The sequence below is a fragment of the Hydrogenophaga sp. genome (assembly GCF_018780385.1).
GTDB lineage: Bacteria > Pseudomonadota > Gammaproteobacteria > Burkholderiales > Burkholderiaceae_C > Hydrogenophaga.
In genome coordinates this window covers 15,943-31,171 of sequence record NZ_JADMJO010000032.1, presented here as the reverse complement: position 1 = coordinate 31,171, position 15,229 = coordinate 15,943, and the positions used below count along the sequence as shown (strand labels likewise).

Below are 15,229 nucleotides of genomic sequence, written 5' to 3'. Positions count from 1 at the left end.
GTGTCGCCAGGCTTGATCTCGCCACGCTCCTCGGCGCGCTTGATCATCGAAACAGCGGGCCGGTCTTTCACCGAGCCGGCAGGGTTGTTGCCTTCGAGCTTGCCGAGCACCACGTTGCCGCGCTGCGCGTTGGCCTGGGCACCGATGCGCTGCAGGGCCACCAGCGGGGTGTTGCCAATCGCGTCTTCAATCGTGGGGTAGTTCATCGTTTGCACTGTGCCATAATTTGCAACCCCTTTCAGGACGCCCGGGTGGTGAAATTGGTAGACGCAGGGGACTCAAAATCCCCCGCCGAAAGGCGTGCCGGTTCGATTCCGGCCCCGGGCACCACAGATCAGGCCGCGCAAGTTTCTTGCCCGGCCTTTTTTGTTGCCTGCTCAGCGCCCGGATGCCAGCAGGCCCTGAGCCACGGTGGGGTAGCGCAGTCGCAAACCCAGTTCGTGCTTCATGCGCTGGTTGTGCAGTCGGCGCGACTCACTCATGAAACTCAGCAGCATCAGCGGCAGTTGGTCACCCGCTGCGTCGCGCGCCACGCGGGGCGGGCGAGGCAGGCCGTACAGGTCGGCTGCCAGATCGAAGTAGTCACCCATCCGGAGTTCGGTGTCGTCCACCACGTTCACGTTGCGCTGCGGTCGGCCGCGCCACAAGGCCAGCACGCAGGCGCGAGCGAGATCGTCCGCGTGGATGTGGTTGGTGTAGACGTCGTCCTCGGTGCGAAGCACGGGTGTGCCACGCAACAGGCGTTCGCGCGGGGTGCCGCCTTCGCGATCGGGTGCGTAAATGCCCGGAATGCGCAGCACCGTGGTGCGCACGCCAGTGGCGCGGCCCAGCCAGTGCACTGCCGCTTCGGCGTCCACCCGCCGCCACGCTCGCGGCGTGAGTGGCCTGGCAGGGGTCGTCTCATCCACCCACCGGCCCTGGCAGTCGCCATACACGCCCGACGTGGAGCCATACACCAGCACCGAAGGCAATGAGCGTTGCACCAGCGCGCGGGTGAGTGCCCGGGTACGCGGGTCCAGGCGCCAGTCGGCCAACTCACCCGAAGGCGGCGGCGCCAGGTGCAGCACGCGCGTGGCCAGGCCAGCCAGGCGACGCAGGCTGTGCGGGTCGTCAAGGTTGCCCTGCAGCGGCGTGATGCCCTGCGCCCGCAAGGCCGGCGCACGGGATGGACTGGAGGTGAGTGCCAGCACGCGCACGCGCGGCGAACTGCCCAGCACACGCGCTGCGCGCTGGCCCACGTCGCCACAACCAATGATCAAAACCCGTTCACGCCGGAAGCGTGCGGGCAAAGCACCGAGGAGGCTCATGCAGTTTCCGAATTTGAGACAATGACCGGTTGCCTGACAGGCGCCATCGGGCTGTCGGGACTCTCCATTCATCAAGTGCCAGTATGACATTCACCATCACCGTCGAGCCCAGTGGGCGCACCTTCTCCGCCCAGCCCGACGAGGCCATGCTGGCTGCGGGCATTCGTCAGGGCATTGGCTTGCCCTACGGTTGCAAGGACGGCGCCTGTGGCTCGTGCAAGTGCAAGCTGGTCTCGGGCAGCGTGGCGCACGGGCCTCACCAGCCCAAGGCACTGAGCGCCGCCGAGGAAGCGGCGGGCTATGTGTTGACCTGCTGCGGCGTGGCGCACAGCGACGTGGTGATCGAATCGCGCCAGGTCACGGAAGCGGGCGCGTTCCCGATCAAGAAAATGCCGGTGCGAGTGAGCGCGCTGGAGCGCGCTTCGCACGATGTGATGGTGGTTCGCCTGCAACTGCCCGCCAGCGACACCTTCCAGTACCACGCGGGCCAGTACGTCGAGTTCCTCCTGCGCGATGGCGACCGCCGAAGCTACTCCATGGCCAACGCGCCGCACACACAATCCGCCGCGCCTTCGCTGGAGCTGCACGTGCGCCACATGCCGGGTGGCAAATTCACCGACCACGTGTTCGGCGCGATGAAAGAGAAAGACATCCTGCGCATCGAAGGGCCGTACGGCAGCTTCTTCCTGCGCGAGGACAGCACCAAGCCCATGGTCTTGCTCGCCTCGGGCACCGGGTTCGCACCCATCAAGGCCGTCATCGAGCACATGCAGTTCAAGGGCATCACGCGCGATGCCGTTTTGTATTGGGGCGGCCGCCGCCCGGCCGACCTGTACCAGAGTGCCTGGATCGACGCGAAGCTGGCGGAAATGCCGAACCTGCGCTACGTGCCGGTGGTGTCCAACGCCCTGCCCGACGATGTGTGGACCGGTCGTACCGGCTTCGTGCACGAGGCGGTGCTGCAGGACCTGCCCGACCTCTCGGGCCACGAGGTGTATGCCTGCGGCGCGCCGATCGTGATCGATTCGGCCAAGCGGGACTACACGAGCAAAGCCGGCCTCCCTGAGGAAGCATTCTTCGCCGATTCCTTCACCAGCGCCGCAGACAAAGTGGCCTGAGCTTTCATACAAAAGAACGGAGACAACCCATGCTGAACCGCCGCCAACTGATCACCCGCTCTGCGCTGGCCTCGGCCAGCCTTTCCCTGCCAGGCTTTGCCATGGCGCAAGCCAGCACCACAACGCGCATCATCGTGCCCTTCGCCGCGGGCGGTCCGATCGACGTGACCGCGCGCATCCTGGCCGAGGCGGTCAAGGGTGCACTGGGCACAGTGATCGTGGAGAACCGGCCCGGCGCGGGCGGCAACATCGGCGTGAGTGCGGTGGCCAAGGCCGCGCCCGACGGCCTCACGCTGGGCATTGCCACCACGGCGTCGCACGGCATCAATCCCTGGTTGTTCAGCAAGCTGCCCTACGACCCGGCCAAGGACTTCGCACCCATCACGCAGATGCTGCGTGTGCCCAATGTGCTGGTGATGAACGCGGATGCCGCCACGCGCCTGAACATCAACTCCCTGGGCGACCTGATCGCCTACGGCAAGGCAAACCCGGGCAAGCTCAACTACGGCTCGGGTGGCAACGGCAGCGCCGGCCACCTCGCGGGCGAACTCTTCAAGAACCAGGCCGGCATTTTCGCGGTGCACATCCCCTACAACGGCGGCAACCCGGCACAGCTCGGTCTGCTCTCGGGTCAGGTCGATTTCAACTTCGACAACCTCGCCACGGCCGCGGCCAACATCCGCTCGGGCAAGCTCAAGGCGCTGGCCGTGACCACGGCGCAGCGCAGCGGCGTGGTGCCGGATGTGCCCACAGTAGCGGCCACCCTGCCCGGCTTCGAGATCGACACCTGGTGGGGCCTGATCGCACCGGCCGGCACACCAGCCGAAACCGTGCGCAAGCTCAACGCGGCGTTCGCCGATGCGCTGAAATCACCCGAAGTGAAGAGCCGCTTTGCCCTGCTGCTGGCCGAGCCCGCGCCCAACTCGCCCGAGCAATTCGCCGACTTCATGACGCGCGAGCGTTCGAAGTACGAGCGCCTGGTGAAGCTCAGCGGCGCCAAGGTGGACTGAGTCCGCCGCGCTCAGCCGAGACGGATCGGCACGAAGATCTGGTTGCCGTCTCTCTGGATCAGCAACGCGAGTGATTTGGTGGAGCCGCCCAGCATGGCGCGCACCTGCTCGACACTCTGCACCTTCGCACCATTCACCGCGAGCAGCACATCCCCCGCCTCCACCCCGGCCAAGGCCGCCGGGCCTTGTGCGTCTTCGACCAGCAGGCCGCCGTCTGGCCCTTCCAGTCCGACCGCGCGGCGCTCCTGCGGCGCCAAGGGTCGCAGCGCCAGGCCCAGCCGGCCTTGATCGGTGGCGCTGTCGGCGCGGGCCACTTTCACCGCCTTGTCGGACGCGTCCCCCAGCTTGGCGCTGAGCACGATCGCCTGCCCCTTGCGCCACACGTTCAACTTCACCGTCGATCCGGGCAGGGTCTGACCGATCAAGGCCGGCAGATCGCCCGACGCCACGATGGTCTGTCCGCCCACCTGGCGGATCACATCGCCCACCTGCAGGCCGGCTTTGGCGGCCGGGCTGCCCGGCTCCACGCTGGACACAAGAGCGCCTTCAGGCTTGTCAAGCTGGAACGACTCGGCCAGGGTCTGGTTGATCTCCTGCACCGCCACACCGAGGCGCGCATGGCGGGCCTTGCCGTGCGCCACGATCTGGTCCTTGACCTGCAGCACCGTCTCCATCGGAATTGCGAATGACAGGCCCTGGTAACCACCGGTGCGGCTGTAGATCTGCGAGTTGATGCCCACCACCTCGCCGCGCGCGTTGAACAGTGGCCCTCCCGAGTTGCCGGGATTCACCGCCACGTCGGTCTGGATGAAGGGCACAAAACTGTCATCCGGCAGCGAACGCCCTTTGGCGCTGACCACACCTGCGGTCACGCTGTTCTCGAAGCCGAACGGCGAGCCGATGGCCAGCACCCATTCACCCACCTTCAGGTCCTTGGCGCTGCCCAGCGGCACCACGGGCAGGTCTTTGGCTTCAATCCGCAGCACCGCCACATCGGTTTTCGGATCGGTGCCGAGCACCTTGGCCACGAACTCGCGTCGGTCAGTGAGCTTCACGGTCACGCGCTGCGCGTTGCGCACCACGTGGGCATTGGTGAGCACCAGACCATCGGCGCTGATGATGAAGCCCGAGCCCTGGCCACGCGCCGGCATTTCGCGCTCGCCGCCCTGTCCGCCCGGGCCCTGGAAGCGCTTGAAGAATTCGAAGAACGGGTCATCGGGGTCGACGCCGGGTGGCAGGCGGTTCTGCGCCTGTTGCTCATCTTCCCCGCCGGCTTTGCCGATCACACTGATGTTGACCACGGCGGCGCCATGGCGCTGCGCGATCTGCGAGAAGTCGGGCAAGGCCGTGCCGGCCACCACGACGGGCGCGGTTTGCAATGTCGCCACGGGTGCAGCCGCGCTGGCCCGGGTGCCGGAGACCAGGCCCATGCTGGCGCCGCCGACGATGCCCGCGGCGGCCAGCGACAACACCAGACGCGTCGCAGTGAGAGACAGGGTTTTCATGAGAGCTCCTTCAGCAAGGACAGGTTGAACATGTCCTTGAATATGGGCTCGCAGAGTTAGCCGGTTCTTAAAGGCAACCGCAACCCGATGCGCAAGCCGCCAAGGCGCGGTGAGCGGTCCAACTCCAGGGAGGTGCCGTGCAACTGCGCAATGGCACTCGCGATCGCCAGCCCCAGCCCGCTGCCGGTGGCGGTCGAACCGGGCACGCGGTAGAAGCGGTCGAGCACGCGCGCGCGGTCCGCCTCGGAGATGCCCGGGCCGCTGTCTTCCACCGCCAGCACCTGTTGCCCGGCCTCGCGCCGCACCGACACGTCCACCGTGCCTCCATCAGGCGTGTACTTCAGCGCGTTGTCCACCAGGTTGGTGAGCAGGATGCGCAGCGGCTCGGTATGGCCATGGACCAGTCCCGCATCGGCCTCAAGCAAGCCGAGATCGATGTGCTTCGACACCGCCAGCGGAACCAGATCAGCCACCACCTGCGCGGAGAGCGTGGCCAAGGCCACTGGCAGCGATGGCTCACCGCCTGCGGGCCGGGCCTGCTGGCGCGCGAGCATCAGCAGTTGCTCGACCAGACGCGTGGCGCGGTCGATGCCGGTCAGCAGACGCTCCACCGCGAGCTCGCGCGTGGCGTCGTCGCGCGCACGCTGCAGACCCTGCACCTGCAGCCGCAGCGCGGCCAGCGGCGAGCGCAGTTCGTGTGCGGCCTCGGTCACGAAGTTCTTTTGCGCATCAAACGCCTGCCGCACGCGGCCAAAGAGCAGGTTGAGCTCGTGCACCAGCGGTCGGATCTCGTCGGGCAAACCAGCTTCGCTCACCTCCGCCAGTTCATCGGCCTCGCGCGCGGCCACCTGCCGCCGCACACGCGCCACCGGCGTGAGCGAGGCGCTCACCACAGCCCAGGCCACCAGCATCAGCAGCGGTGCGATGCCGACGATCGGCCACACCGTGCGCCAGGCCAGCGCACGCGCCATCGCCTGGCGCGGCCGCATGTCCTGCGCGACCTGGATGACCTGCGCGCGCGTTTGCATGGAATACACCCGGTACGGTCTGCCGTCGATCTCGATGTTGGAGAAGCCCAGCGTCGCGCGCTGCGGCAGATCGGCCGCGGTGCCGGACTGGAACACGCGCAGACCCTCGTGCGTCCAGGCCTGCACGAAGAAATCGAAGGCCTCGGGCGTCGGTCGGTCATCGTGAGGCGCAAGCGGCGGCGGCAACGGCGGTGGCTGACCCGGCATGGCCACGCCCGCGCGCAGCGCCTGGGCCATCTGCTCCATGTGGTAGTCGAACATGCCGTCGGCCTCGGCGCGCGCCTGCCGGTACACAACCGCCACCTGCATCCCCGCCGCGAACACGATGGCCAGCAGCAGCAGGCCGATCAGCCGCATGCGCAGCGAGCGCGGTGAAAAGAGGCGCGCCAGGCGGCTCATGCCTTGGGCACCATGTAGCCGACCCCCCGCACGTTCTGGATCAGGCCGGCGCCGAGCTTCTTGCGCACCCCATGGATGTACACCTCGACCGCGTTGCTGCTGACGTCGTCCTTCCAGCCAAACAGTTTTTCTTCGAGTTGCGCGCGCGAGAGCACCATGCCGGGCCGCGCGATCAAGGGTTCGAGCACGGCCCACTCGCGCGCCGAGAGCACCACCGGCTCGCCCTGTGTGGTGACCTCGCGCGTCGCGGTGTTGATGCTCACGCCCAGGTGCTCGTACACCGGCTCGGCACGCCCCGATGCGCGGCGCAGCAGGGCGCGGATGCGCGCGAGCAGCTCGTCCAGGTCGTACGGCTTGAGGATGTAGTCGTCGGCGCCGGCATCCAGCCCCTGCACACGCTGCTGCACCAAGTCGCGTGCGGTGGCGATCAGCACCGGCACGCGGTTCTTGCGGGCGCGCAGTTCGCGCAGCACGTCCAGGCCGTCACGGCGCGGCAAGCCGAGGTCGAGCAGGATCAGGTCGTAGGTTTCGGATTGCGCGGCCGTGGCGGCCATGTCACCGTCGCGCACCCAGTCCACCGCATAGTGCTCTGCGCGCAGTAGATCCAGCACGGCCTCGCCGATCATGGTGTCGTCTTCCACCAGCAACAGCCTCATGTGCGCGTTCTCCAGACACGGTGTACCCGCCGGCATCGTGCGCGGGCCCGCTTAGGTGGGGCTTAGGGCGCGCTCAGGACGCCAGCAGCCTCTTCAGGTCGCTCGCCAGCGCGGGCGCGCCACTGCCGTAGCGGTGGTACAGGCGAATACGTCCCTGCGTGTCGTACACGTAGCTCCCGGCGGAGTGGTCCATGGTGTAGCTGGTGGGCGTGGGGCCGTCGACCTTCTTGTAGTAGATCTTGTAGCTCTTGGCCAGCTCGGGCAGTTGGTCGGGGGCGGCGTACAGCGCGAGAAAGCTGGGGTCGAAGCTGGCCATGTACTGCTTCATGATCGCGGGCGTGTCGCGCTCGGGGTCGATGCTCACGAACAAACCCTGCAGGCGATCACCATCGGCACCCAGCAGGCGCTTGGCTTCAGCCAATTCGCTCATGGTGGTGGGGCACACGTCGGGGCACTGGGTGAAGCCGAAGAACAGCACCACCAGCTTGCCCTTGAAGTCGGCGAGGGTGCGTGGTTGACCGTTGTGGTCGGTCAGCGAGAAGCCGGTGGCGTAGTCGGCGCCAGTGATGTCGATGCCGGAGAAGCTGGCGACCGGTTCGCTGCAGCCGGCGATGAACAGACCGGTGGCACCAAGTGTGGCGCCCAGCAAATGGCGGCGGGTGAGTGCGGTGTGGGAAGACATGGCGGTCACAGGTAGTGGTCAATCAAGAGTGCGCCGAACAGCAGCGACAGATGGATCAACGAGAAGCGGAAGGTCTTGCGCGCGAGCGCGTCGGAGTAGTTGCGCCACAGTGCCCAGGCATAACCACAGAAACCGATGCTCAGTGCGATGGCGCTGGCCAGGTAGAACCAGCCGCTCATGCGCATCATGAAAGGCATGAGGCAGGCCGCAAACAGCACGAAGGTGTAGAGCAGGATCTGCAGCCGCGTGAACTCCGAGCCGTGCGTGACCGGCAGCATCGGCAAGCCGGACTTGCGGTAGTCCTCCACGCGGTAGAGAGCGAGCGCCCAGAAGTGTGGCGGCGTCCAGAGGAAGATGATCAGGAACAGGATCAGCGCCTCGGGCGAGACCACACCGGTCATGGCGGCCCAACCCAGCACCGGCGGCATGGCGCCGGAAGCACCGCCGATCACGATGTTCTGTGGCGTCAACGGCTTGAGGATCACGGTGTAGACGACCGCATAACCCACGAAGGTGGCGAAGGTCAGCCACATGGTCAGCGGGTTGACGGCGAAGTACAACACCGAAGAACCGGCGACGCACAGGGCAGCGGAGAACGAGAGCGTCTTTCCGTTGGTGAGCTGGCCCTTGGCGGTGGGCCGCCAGGCGGTGCGCTTCATCCTGGCGTCGATGTGCTGCTCGACCACGCAGTTGAAGGCCGCAGCCGCAGCGGCCACGAGCCAGATACCGAAGCAGGCGGTGGCCGCGAGTTGCACCTGCGCCCAGGTGGGCACGCCGGGCACGGCCAGCACCATGCCGATCAGCGCGCAGAACACGATGAGCTGGATCACGCGGGGCTTGGTCAGCGCGTGGTACTGGCGCCAGACCGAGGGCAAGGCAACAGCCGCGGAGGGAGAGGAAGCGGCGCTCATGGGGTCGATCGGAACATGTTCAGGGCGGAGGTGCCGGTTGTTTCAGCGCGGCGAGGTGCGGCACTGCGCGTGCCGCTCAGGGCGCCGGTGAGGACGATCACGAGTGCCGCGGCACCAGCGGTGTGGCCCACCGCGGCCAGCAAGGGCCAGTCGAGAACGACGTTGGTCAACCCGCTGGCGAACTGCCAGAGCGCGAGCAACAGCAGCGCACGCGCCGTTGGCCCCATGCCCGGCACACGCCACAGCCGCCAGCCGAGCCAGACCATCGCGCCAAGCACCACAAAGGCCATGAGGCGGTGCGCCACGTGGATGGCGGTGAGCGCGGGGAAGGTGATCGCCTCGCCAGCGCTGTTCAGGCCCAGGTGGCGCCACAGCGTGAAGCCTTCGCGGAAATCCATGCTCGGCCACCAGTTGCCCTGGCAGGTGGGGAAGTCGCTGCAGGCCAGCACGGCGTAGTTGGTGCTGACCCAGCCACCCAACGCGATCTGCAGCCACAACAGGCCGAACACCGCCATCAGTGCGGCGCGCAATCGAGCCGTCAGCTCGACCGGGCCACGGCTGCCGGGTTCGGCCAGCCGGTAACCCACCGCCTGCGCACGCAGCAACGCCAGCAAACCCAGGCCACCGAGCAGGTGCAACGTGACGATGACGGGGAACAGCTTCATGGTCACCGTGAGCGCACCAAAGGCGCCCTGCAGGCAGACCCACACCAGCGTGACCAGCGGCCAGACGAACGACACCGACAGGCGCTTGCGTTCGATCCAGCTCACCAGCGCCAACACCAGAATCAGCACGCCAACGGCGGTCGCGAGGTAGCGGTGGATCATCTCGATCCAGGCCTTGGAGAACGTCACCGGGCCGGTGGGCATGGCATCCTGCGCAGCGGCGATCGACGAGCTCGCGCCCACGGGACTCACACTGCCGTAGCAGCCAGGCCAGTCGGGGCAACCGAGGCCCGAGTCGGTCAGGCGCGTGAAGGCACCGAAGAGCACGAGGTCGAAGGTGAGGAACAGTGTGACCAGGGTGAGCACGCGCAGCCGCTGCGCCGGCAATGCATGGCGGTTGCGCACCCACACCCAGGCCAAGGGCCCAAGCGCGATCACCACGCCCAGCAGCATGAGGCGGGCGATGGGGGCGAGGTCGTAGAGCGGTTGGGTGTCCATGTCAGGCCCTCCGCCGAGCCGCCTCAAGGCGGGCCTGCGCCCCCTCGGGGGGCAGCGACGACACGAAGTGCGGAGCGTGGGGGTTCATCATGGTTGCCGGTCGGCCTTGTCCCAGAACGCCGACGCTCGCAACAGGCGATCCAGATCACGTTTGGCCTGCTTGGGATCGATGTTGGCGGGGAAACGCATCATCCAGTTGCCCAAAGGATCAACCAAGTACAGGTGGTCCTCGATCTTCTGGCCGGCCGCCGGTTGCAGCCATGCCGCCAGCGCCTGCGGCTCGATCTGCAACACCTGCGCGGCGGCGGTGGCCTGTTTCAAGGGCTCGGACAGCGGGGTATCCCCGGTGCGCAGCCAGACCCAGTCCAGACGGTCCTTCTCGCGGCCGAGCGTCTCACGCAGCTGGCGTTGAAGCAACAGGTGCTCCTGACAGACCTCGTTGCAGGCGCTGTCGGCCACGCTGATCAACAGCCACTGGTCCTTGAGCGCATTCAGGGGCAACGTCTGGCTGCGGGCATTGACCACCGTGACGGCAGGCAGCGGCCGCTGCGGATCGATCAGCTCGCCATAGTTGCGCCGACCTTCGGGTCGGATCACGTAGTAGGTGAGGTATGACGCCACCACCGGTGCCACACACACCAGCGCCAAGCCCAGCAGTTTCCAACGCCCCGCGCGCGCATTCACCACGGCCCCGGCGCCATCCTGGTCGAGCTGGGGCAGGCTGTGCACGGTGAGGGTCAGGGGTTCATCGGGCGTCTGTGCCATGGGAGATGCGCTTTCGGCGGGGAGAAATGAATTGAAACCAGAGATAGAGCAAACCCGCGAGGGCACACAAACCAAACCACTGAAACGCATAGCCGTGGTGCTTGTCGACACCCACCGCCGCGCGTGGCCATTCGCGCAACAGTCCTTCGGGGGATGCGCCGGCTTGTTGCACGGACACGGCCAGGAGGTCGAGTCCGGTTTCCTGGGCAAAAGCGGCAAGGTCGATATTTTGCCGGATCGCACCCTTGCCCGCCTCGCCCAGCTGGTATAGCTTGCCCGGCGGCGGGGCCAAGCGGCCCTCCACCTGCACCTCACCCGAGGGCGTGTCGATCGTCGGTACGAGGCTTCGGTCGGTGAAATCGCGTGGCACCCAGCCCCGCTGCACCAGCACGGCGCGCTGGCTGCCCGCCAGCTTCAACGGCGTGATCAGGAAGAAGCCGTTTCGGGCGGCCATCTGCCGGTTGTCCAAAAACACTGACGCGTCTTTCAGCCACTGCCCACGGAGCTGCACCGGGCGGTGCAGGCCCGCCAGCGGATCGGTCGCCTGCAGGAGATCGTCCGTCTGCCAGGCTGGCAGCTCAGCGCGCTGGTTGATCTGGTCCTGCAAGGCGAGCTTCTGCCGTGCGCGGTCCAACTGCCAGAAACCCAGCGATGCGGTGATTGCCATGGTGAACACGGTGGCCACGGTGACGACGGCGAACCGCATGCGTGCAGACATCATGACCCTGCTCCCGGCTCCTGACCGATGCGCTCCAAACCACCGCAGGGATCGACGCCACCGATAATCGAGCGCATGAAGTATCTGGTCATCGTGGCATTCATTGCCATCATTGGAAGTCTGGCCGCGGCCCTGGTGTTCATGATGCGCGGCGGCCAGTCCGAAGGAGCCGATGCGCCAGACAGCCCACCCCGCAAGAACCACATGGCCAGAGCGCTCGCGTTCCGGGTCGGGTTTTCCATCCTGTTGTTCGTGGTGGTGCTCATCAGTTATCTGATGGGCTGGATCCAGCCCACCGGCCTGCCGCTGAACCGCTGATCAATCGATCCGCCCGTCTTCTGATGCAGCAACAAAAAAGCGCCTGATGGCGCTTTTTTTGTTGAGCCACCAGGGGTTGCCGAGCACCCCGGGAACCGCTCACAACCAATAGACCAGGATGTAGAGGCCCAGCCACACCACGTCCACGAAGTGCCAGTACCAGGCAGCACCCTCGAAGCCGAAGTGGCGCTCGGGGGTGAAGTGGCCCTTTTGCAGGCGCAGGGTGATGAACAGCAGCATCAACATGCCCACGAACACGTGGAAACCGTGGAAGCCGGTGAGCAGGAAGAACGTGGAACCGAAGATGCCCGAGGACAGCTTGAGGTTGAGATCGGCGTAGGCGTGTGCGTACTCGTAACCCTGCACGAACAGGAACACCATGCCCAGAACCACGGTCATCCACATGAATGCGATGGTCTTGCCGCGGTTGCCCACTTGCAGCGCGTGGTGGGCGATGGTCAGGGTGACACCAGAAGTCAGCAGCAGCGCGGTGTTGATCGTGGGCAGCCAGAACGGACCCATGGTCTGGAAGGGCTCGACGATGCCGCCGGGCGAAGCGGTGGCGCCGGCCTGCATGCTGGGCCACACGGCCGAGAAGTCGGGCCAGATGAGCGAGTTCTCGATGTTGCCCAGCGCCGGCACCGAGTGGACACGGGCCCACCAGAGCGCGGTGAAGAAGGCACCGAAGAACATCACCTCGGAGAAGATGAACCAGCTCATGCTCCAGCGGAAGGACAGGTCGATCTTGCGGCCGTACATCCCACTTTCGCTCTCGCCGACCGCTTCACGGAACCACTGGAACAGCACGATCAGCCAGAAGGCCATGCCGAAGGCGAGTGAATAAGCACCCCAGCCGTGGCCGTTGATCCATTGCCCCGCGCCAAGAATGACGAAGAACAGGCCGATCGCCGCCATCACCGGGTGCCGTGAAGGACCCGGAACGTAGTAGTAGGGCGTTGTGCCGTGGGATGCTGCTGACATGCTCACTCCAGTTTTCGCTTGTTTGAATATGAAAAATCGTTCGGATCAGGGGCAGGCTTTCAGCCCGCAACCCAGTTCACCAACAGGATCAGGGCCAGAACGAACAGAAACGCCATACCCAAACCCACCGCAATCAGGTGCAAGGGCTTGAGCTTGGCAATGTCGTTCTGGTAATCGGCGTTGCGGCGCACGCCCAGGAAGCCCCACAGCACGGCCTTCACCGTTCCGACCCAGGAACCCTTGCGCTGGTGCAGCGGCCCGTTCATACGGCACCCGCCGGCTTCAAGACGGCCGGGGTCTCCACTCGAACCGCCACGTCGTCTGGAGCCGCTGGCACCTTGCCGCCGACTTCAAAGAAGGTGTAGGACAAGGTGATCGTGGTCACGTCCTTGGGCAGGCGGGGGTCGATCACGAAGGCCACGGGCCACGCCTTCTTCTCGCCCGCCTGCAAGGTGTACTGCGTGAAGCAGAAGCACTCGAGCTTGTTGAAGTGGGCCATGGCCTGCTTGGGCGCATAGCTCGGAATGGCCTGAGCCGCCATGGTGCGGTTCTGGATGTTCTGGAACTCGTACATCACCGTGGTCAACTCGCCCGGGTGCACCTGCAACGAACGCACGGCTGGCTTGAAATGCCACGGTCCACGGCTGTTCACATCGAACTCCACCGTGATGGTGCGGCTGGTGTCCACCTGCGTGTTGGCAGCGGCCTGGGACGTGGCCCCCGGAATCTGGCGGTCGGACAGCGACAGGACGTTGATCCCGGTCGCTTCGCAGATCGCGTTGTAGATCGGCACCAGCGCATAGCCGAAGGCGAACATGCCCAGCGTGATCACGCCGAGTTTGCCCACCATCTTGAAATTCTCGCTGCGCAGTCCCACGGTCAGGTTCCTGTGTTCGGTGATGCCTGGGCGTCAGCCGCCCAGGAACACCATCTTGCCGACGAACCCGAGGAAGAACACCAGCGCCACTGACGCCAGGATCAATCCCAGGCGCTGGTTGTGCTTCTTTTGTTCAGGTGTCATGTTGCGGGCCATGGCTGTTTCAGCCGATTACCTTGGTGGCCGTGGCGTCGAGCTTGGGCGGGTTCTCGAAGGTGTGGAACGGAGCCGGCGAAGGCACTTCCCACTCCAGGCCTTCGGCACCTTCCCAAGGCTTCTGCGAAGCTTTTTCACCCTGGCCGCGCATCGCAGGCAGCGCCACGAAGAGGAAGAAATACACCTGTGCGATACCAAAGCCGAATGCGCCCACCGAGGCGATGGCGTTGAAGTCGGCGAACTGCATCGGGTAGTCCGCGTAGCGGCGGGGCATGCCGGCCAGACCCAGGAAGTGCATGGGGAAAAAAGTGATGTTGAACGAGATCATCGACCACCAGAAATGGATCTTGCCGCGGGTCTCGCTGTACATCACGCCGGTCCACTTGGGCAGCCAGTAATAGATGCCGGAGAACATGGCGAACAGAGAACCGGCCACCAGCACGTAGTGGAAGTGAGCCACCACGTAGTAGGTGTCCTGCATCTGGATGTCGATCGGAGCCACCGACAGGATCAGGCCGGTGAAGCCACCGATGGTGAACACGAAGATGAAGCCCACGGCCCACAGCATCGGGGTCTCGAAGGTCATCGAACCCCTCCACATGGTCGCGATCCAGTTGAAGATCTTCACGCCCGTGGGCACGGCGATCAGCATGGTCGAGTACATGAAGAACAGCTGGCCGGTCACCGGCATGCCGGTGGTGAACATGTGGTGAGCCCACACGACGAAGGACAGGATGGCGATGGAGCCCGTGGCGTACACCATGGAGGCGTAGCCAAACAGCTTCTTGCGCGAGAACGCGGGCACGACCTGGCTCACGATGCCGAAGGCCGGCAAGATCATGATGTAGACCTCGGGGTGGCCGAAGAACCAGAAGATGTGCTGGTACATCACCGGGTCACCGCCGCCGGCGGGGTTGAAGAAGCTGGTGCCGAAGTGGCGATCGGTCAGCGTCATGGTGATGGCGCCGGCCAGCACGGGCATCACGGCGATCAGCAGGTAGGCGGTGATCAGCCAGGTCCAGCAGAACATCGGCATCTTCATCAGCGTCATGCCGGGCGCGCGCATGTTGAGGATGGTCACGATGATGTTGATCGAACCCATGATCGACGACGCACCCAGGATGTGCATGGCGAAAATGCCGGCGTCCATCGAGGGGCCCATCTGCAGGGTCAGCGGCGCGTACAGCGTCCAGCCGGCAGCGGGGGCCCCGCCCGGCATGAAGAACGAGGACACCAGCATCAAGGCGGCCGGAATCATCAGCCAGAAGCTGAAGTTGTTCATGCGGGCGAAGGCCATGTCGGACGCGCCAATCTGCAGCGGGATCATCCAGTTCGCGAAGCCCACGAAGGCCGGCATGATGGCGCCGAACACCATGATCAGGCCGTGCATCGTGGTCAGCTGGTTGAACAGACCGGGGTTGACCAGTTGCAAGCCAGGCTGGAACAGCTCGGCGCGGATCAGCAGGGCCAGGACGCCACCCACCATGAGCATGGTGAATGCGAACAGCAGATACAGCGTGCCGATGTCCTTGTGGTTGGTCGCGTACACCCAGCGGCGCCAGCCCGTGGGGGCATGGTGATCGTGGTCGTGGTCGTGGCCGTGGGCGTCGTGGTGGTCGAGAACAGCACTCATGG

The 15,229-nt window shown here is 65.6% G+C and carries 18 protein-coding genes and 1 tRNA gene; 4 read left to right on the top strand and 15 right to left on the bottom strand.

The features are described 5' to 3' along the window. Positions 1-206, bottom strand: a 206-nt coding sequence (locus tag IV113_RS12685; protein WP_291085393.1) for a pyridoxal-phosphate dependent enzyme, incomplete at its 3' end; no start/stop codon positions are given. A 39-nt stretch (positions 207-245) separates the two neighbouring features. Here IV113_RS12685 and IV113_RS12680 point away from each other — a divergent pair. Beyond that, positions 246-330 (top strand) — tRNA-Leu (locus tag IV113_RS12680). Positions 331-377: 47 nt separating this feature from the next. Here IV113_RS12680 and IV113_RS12675 read toward each other — a convergent pair. After that, positions 378-1,307, bottom strand: coding sequence for an SDR family oxidoreductase (locus tag IV113_RS12675; protein WP_291085390.1), 930 nt, complete (start codon positions 1,305-1,307; stop codon positions 378-380). 83 nt (positions 1,308-1,390) lie between these two features. On the opposite strand from IV113_RS12675, the gene IV113_RS12670 reads away from it, so the two are divergent. Together IV113_RS12670 and IV113_RS12665 are read left to right on the top strand one after the other, a co-directional pair. Further along, positions 1,391-2,425, top strand: a complete 1,035-nt coding sequence (locus IV113_RS12670; protein ID WP_291085387.1) for a CDP-6-deoxy-delta-3,4-glucoseen reductase — start codon at positions 1,391-1,393, stop codon at positions 2,423-2,425. Between the two features lie 29 nt (positions 2,426-2,454). Continuing rightward, a complete protein-coding gene (locus IV113_RS12665; RefSeq protein ID WP_291085384.1) occupies positions 2,455-3,435 on the top strand; it encodes a tripartite tricarboxylate transporter substrate binding protein in 981 nt (326 codons plus the stop codon). A gap of 11 nt (positions 3,436-3,446) precedes the next feature. Here the strand turns inward: IV113_RS12665 and IV113_RS12660 are convergent, their stop codons facing one another. The 8 genes from IV113_RS12660 to IV113_RS12625 form a co-directional block, all read right to left on the bottom strand. Beyond that, on the bottom strand, positions 3,447-4,940 hold the full coding sequence (locus tag IV113_RS12660) for a Do family serine endopeptidase (protein ID WP_291085381.1): 1,494 nt from the start codon (positions 4,938-4,940) through the stop codon (positions 3,447-3,449). A gap of 56 nt (positions 4,941-4,996) precedes the next feature. Further along, positions 4,997-6,367: an ATP-binding protein gene (locus tag IV113_RS12655; RefSeq protein ID WP_291085378.1), complete on the bottom strand. Its 1,371-nt coding sequence runs from the start codon at positions 6,365-6,367 to the stop codon at positions 4,997-4,999. Continuing rightward, positions 6,364-7,023, bottom strand: coding sequence for a response regulator transcription factor (locus tag IV113_RS12650; RefSeq protein WP_291085375.1), 660 nt, complete (start codon positions 7,021-7,023; stop codon positions 6,364-6,366). The genes IV113_RS12655 and IV113_RS12650 overlap by 4 nt, the downstream gene beginning before the upstream one ends. A gap of 73 nt (positions 7,024-7,096) precedes the next feature. Beyond that, the gene (locus tag IV113_RS12645; protein ID WP_291085372.1) at positions 7,097-7,705 is read right to left on the bottom strand and encodes an SCO family protein; all 609 of its coding nucleotides are present in this window, start codon (positions 7,703-7,705) and stop codon (positions 7,097-7,099) included. 5 nt (positions 7,706-7,710) lie between these two features. Beyond that, complete coding sequence (gene cyoE, locus IV113_RS12640) at positions 7,711-8,616, bottom strand: heme o synthase (protein WP_291085370.1); 906 nt, start codon at positions 8,614-8,616, stop codon at positions 7,711-7,713. Continuing rightward, positions 8,613-9,779 carry a COX15/CtaA family protein gene (locus IV113_RS12635; RefSeq protein WP_291085369.1) on the bottom strand — a complete coding sequence of 389 codons (1,167 nt, stop codon included), beginning with the start codon at positions 9,777-9,779 and terminating at the stop codon, positions 8,613-8,615. The genes cyoE and IV113_RS12635 overlap by 4 nt, the downstream gene beginning before the upstream one ends. Before the next feature lie 87 nt (positions 9,780-9,866). Continuing rightward, on the bottom strand, positions 9,867-10,544 hold the full coding sequence (locus tag IV113_RS12630; protein WP_291085366.1) for a hypothetical protein: 678 nt from the start codon (positions 10,542-10,544) through the stop codon (positions 9,867-9,869). Next, on the bottom strand, positions 10,525-11,265 hold the full coding sequence (locus tag IV113_RS12625) for an SURF1 family protein (protein WP_291085363.1): 741 nt from the start codon (positions 11,263-11,265) through the stop codon (positions 10,525-10,527). Before IV113_RS12625 ends, IV113_RS12630 begins: the two co-directional genes overlap by 20 nt. 72 nt (positions 11,266-11,337) lie before the next feature. Here IV113_RS12625 and IV113_RS12620 point away from each other — a divergent pair, with 72 nt between their 5' ends. Beyond that, on the top strand, positions 11,338-11,580 hold the full coding sequence (locus IV113_RS12620; protein ID WP_291085360.1) for a twin transmembrane helix small protein: 243 nt from the start codon (positions 11,338-11,340) through the stop codon (positions 11,578-11,580). Positions 11,581-11,679: 99 nt separating this feature from the next. Here the strand turns inward: IV113_RS12620 and IV113_RS12615 are convergent, their stop codons facing one another. From IV113_RS12615 to ctaD, 5 genes are read right to left on the bottom strand one after another with little or no spacing between them, the layout of a single operon-like run. Then, positions 11,680-12,561, bottom strand: coding sequence for a cytochrome c oxidase subunit 3 (locus IV113_RS12615; protein WP_291085357.1), 882 nt, complete (start codon positions 12,559-12,561; stop codon positions 11,680-11,682). 59 nt (positions 12,562-12,620) lie between these two features. After that, positions 12,621-12,827, bottom strand: coding sequence for a DUF2970 domain-containing protein (locus IV113_RS12610; protein ID WP_291085354.1), 207 nt, complete (start codon positions 12,825-12,827; stop codon positions 12,621-12,623). Further along, positions 12,824-13,438 carry a cytochrome c oxidase assembly protein gene (locus IV113_RS12605; RefSeq protein ID WP_291085351.1) on the bottom strand — a complete coding sequence of 205 codons (615 nt, stop codon included), beginning with the start codon at positions 13,436-13,438 and terminating at the stop codon, positions 12,824-12,826. The genes IV113_RS12610 and IV113_RS12605 overlap by 4 nt, the downstream gene beginning before the upstream one ends. A 33-nt stretch (positions 13,439-13,471) precedes the next feature. Next, entirely contained in the window at positions 13,472-13,582 is a 111-nt protein-coding gene (locus IV113_RS12600; protein ID WP_291085347.1) for a cytochrome oxidase small assembly protein, read from the bottom strand. 19 nt (positions 13,583-13,601) lie between these two features. Continuing rightward, positions 13,602-15,227: a cytochrome c oxidase subunit I gene (ctaD, locus tag IV113_RS12595; protein WP_291085344.1), complete on the bottom strand. Its 1,626-nt coding sequence runs from the start codon at positions 15,225-15,227 to the stop codon at positions 13,602-13,604. Positions 15,228-15,229: the final 2 nt, after the last annotated feature.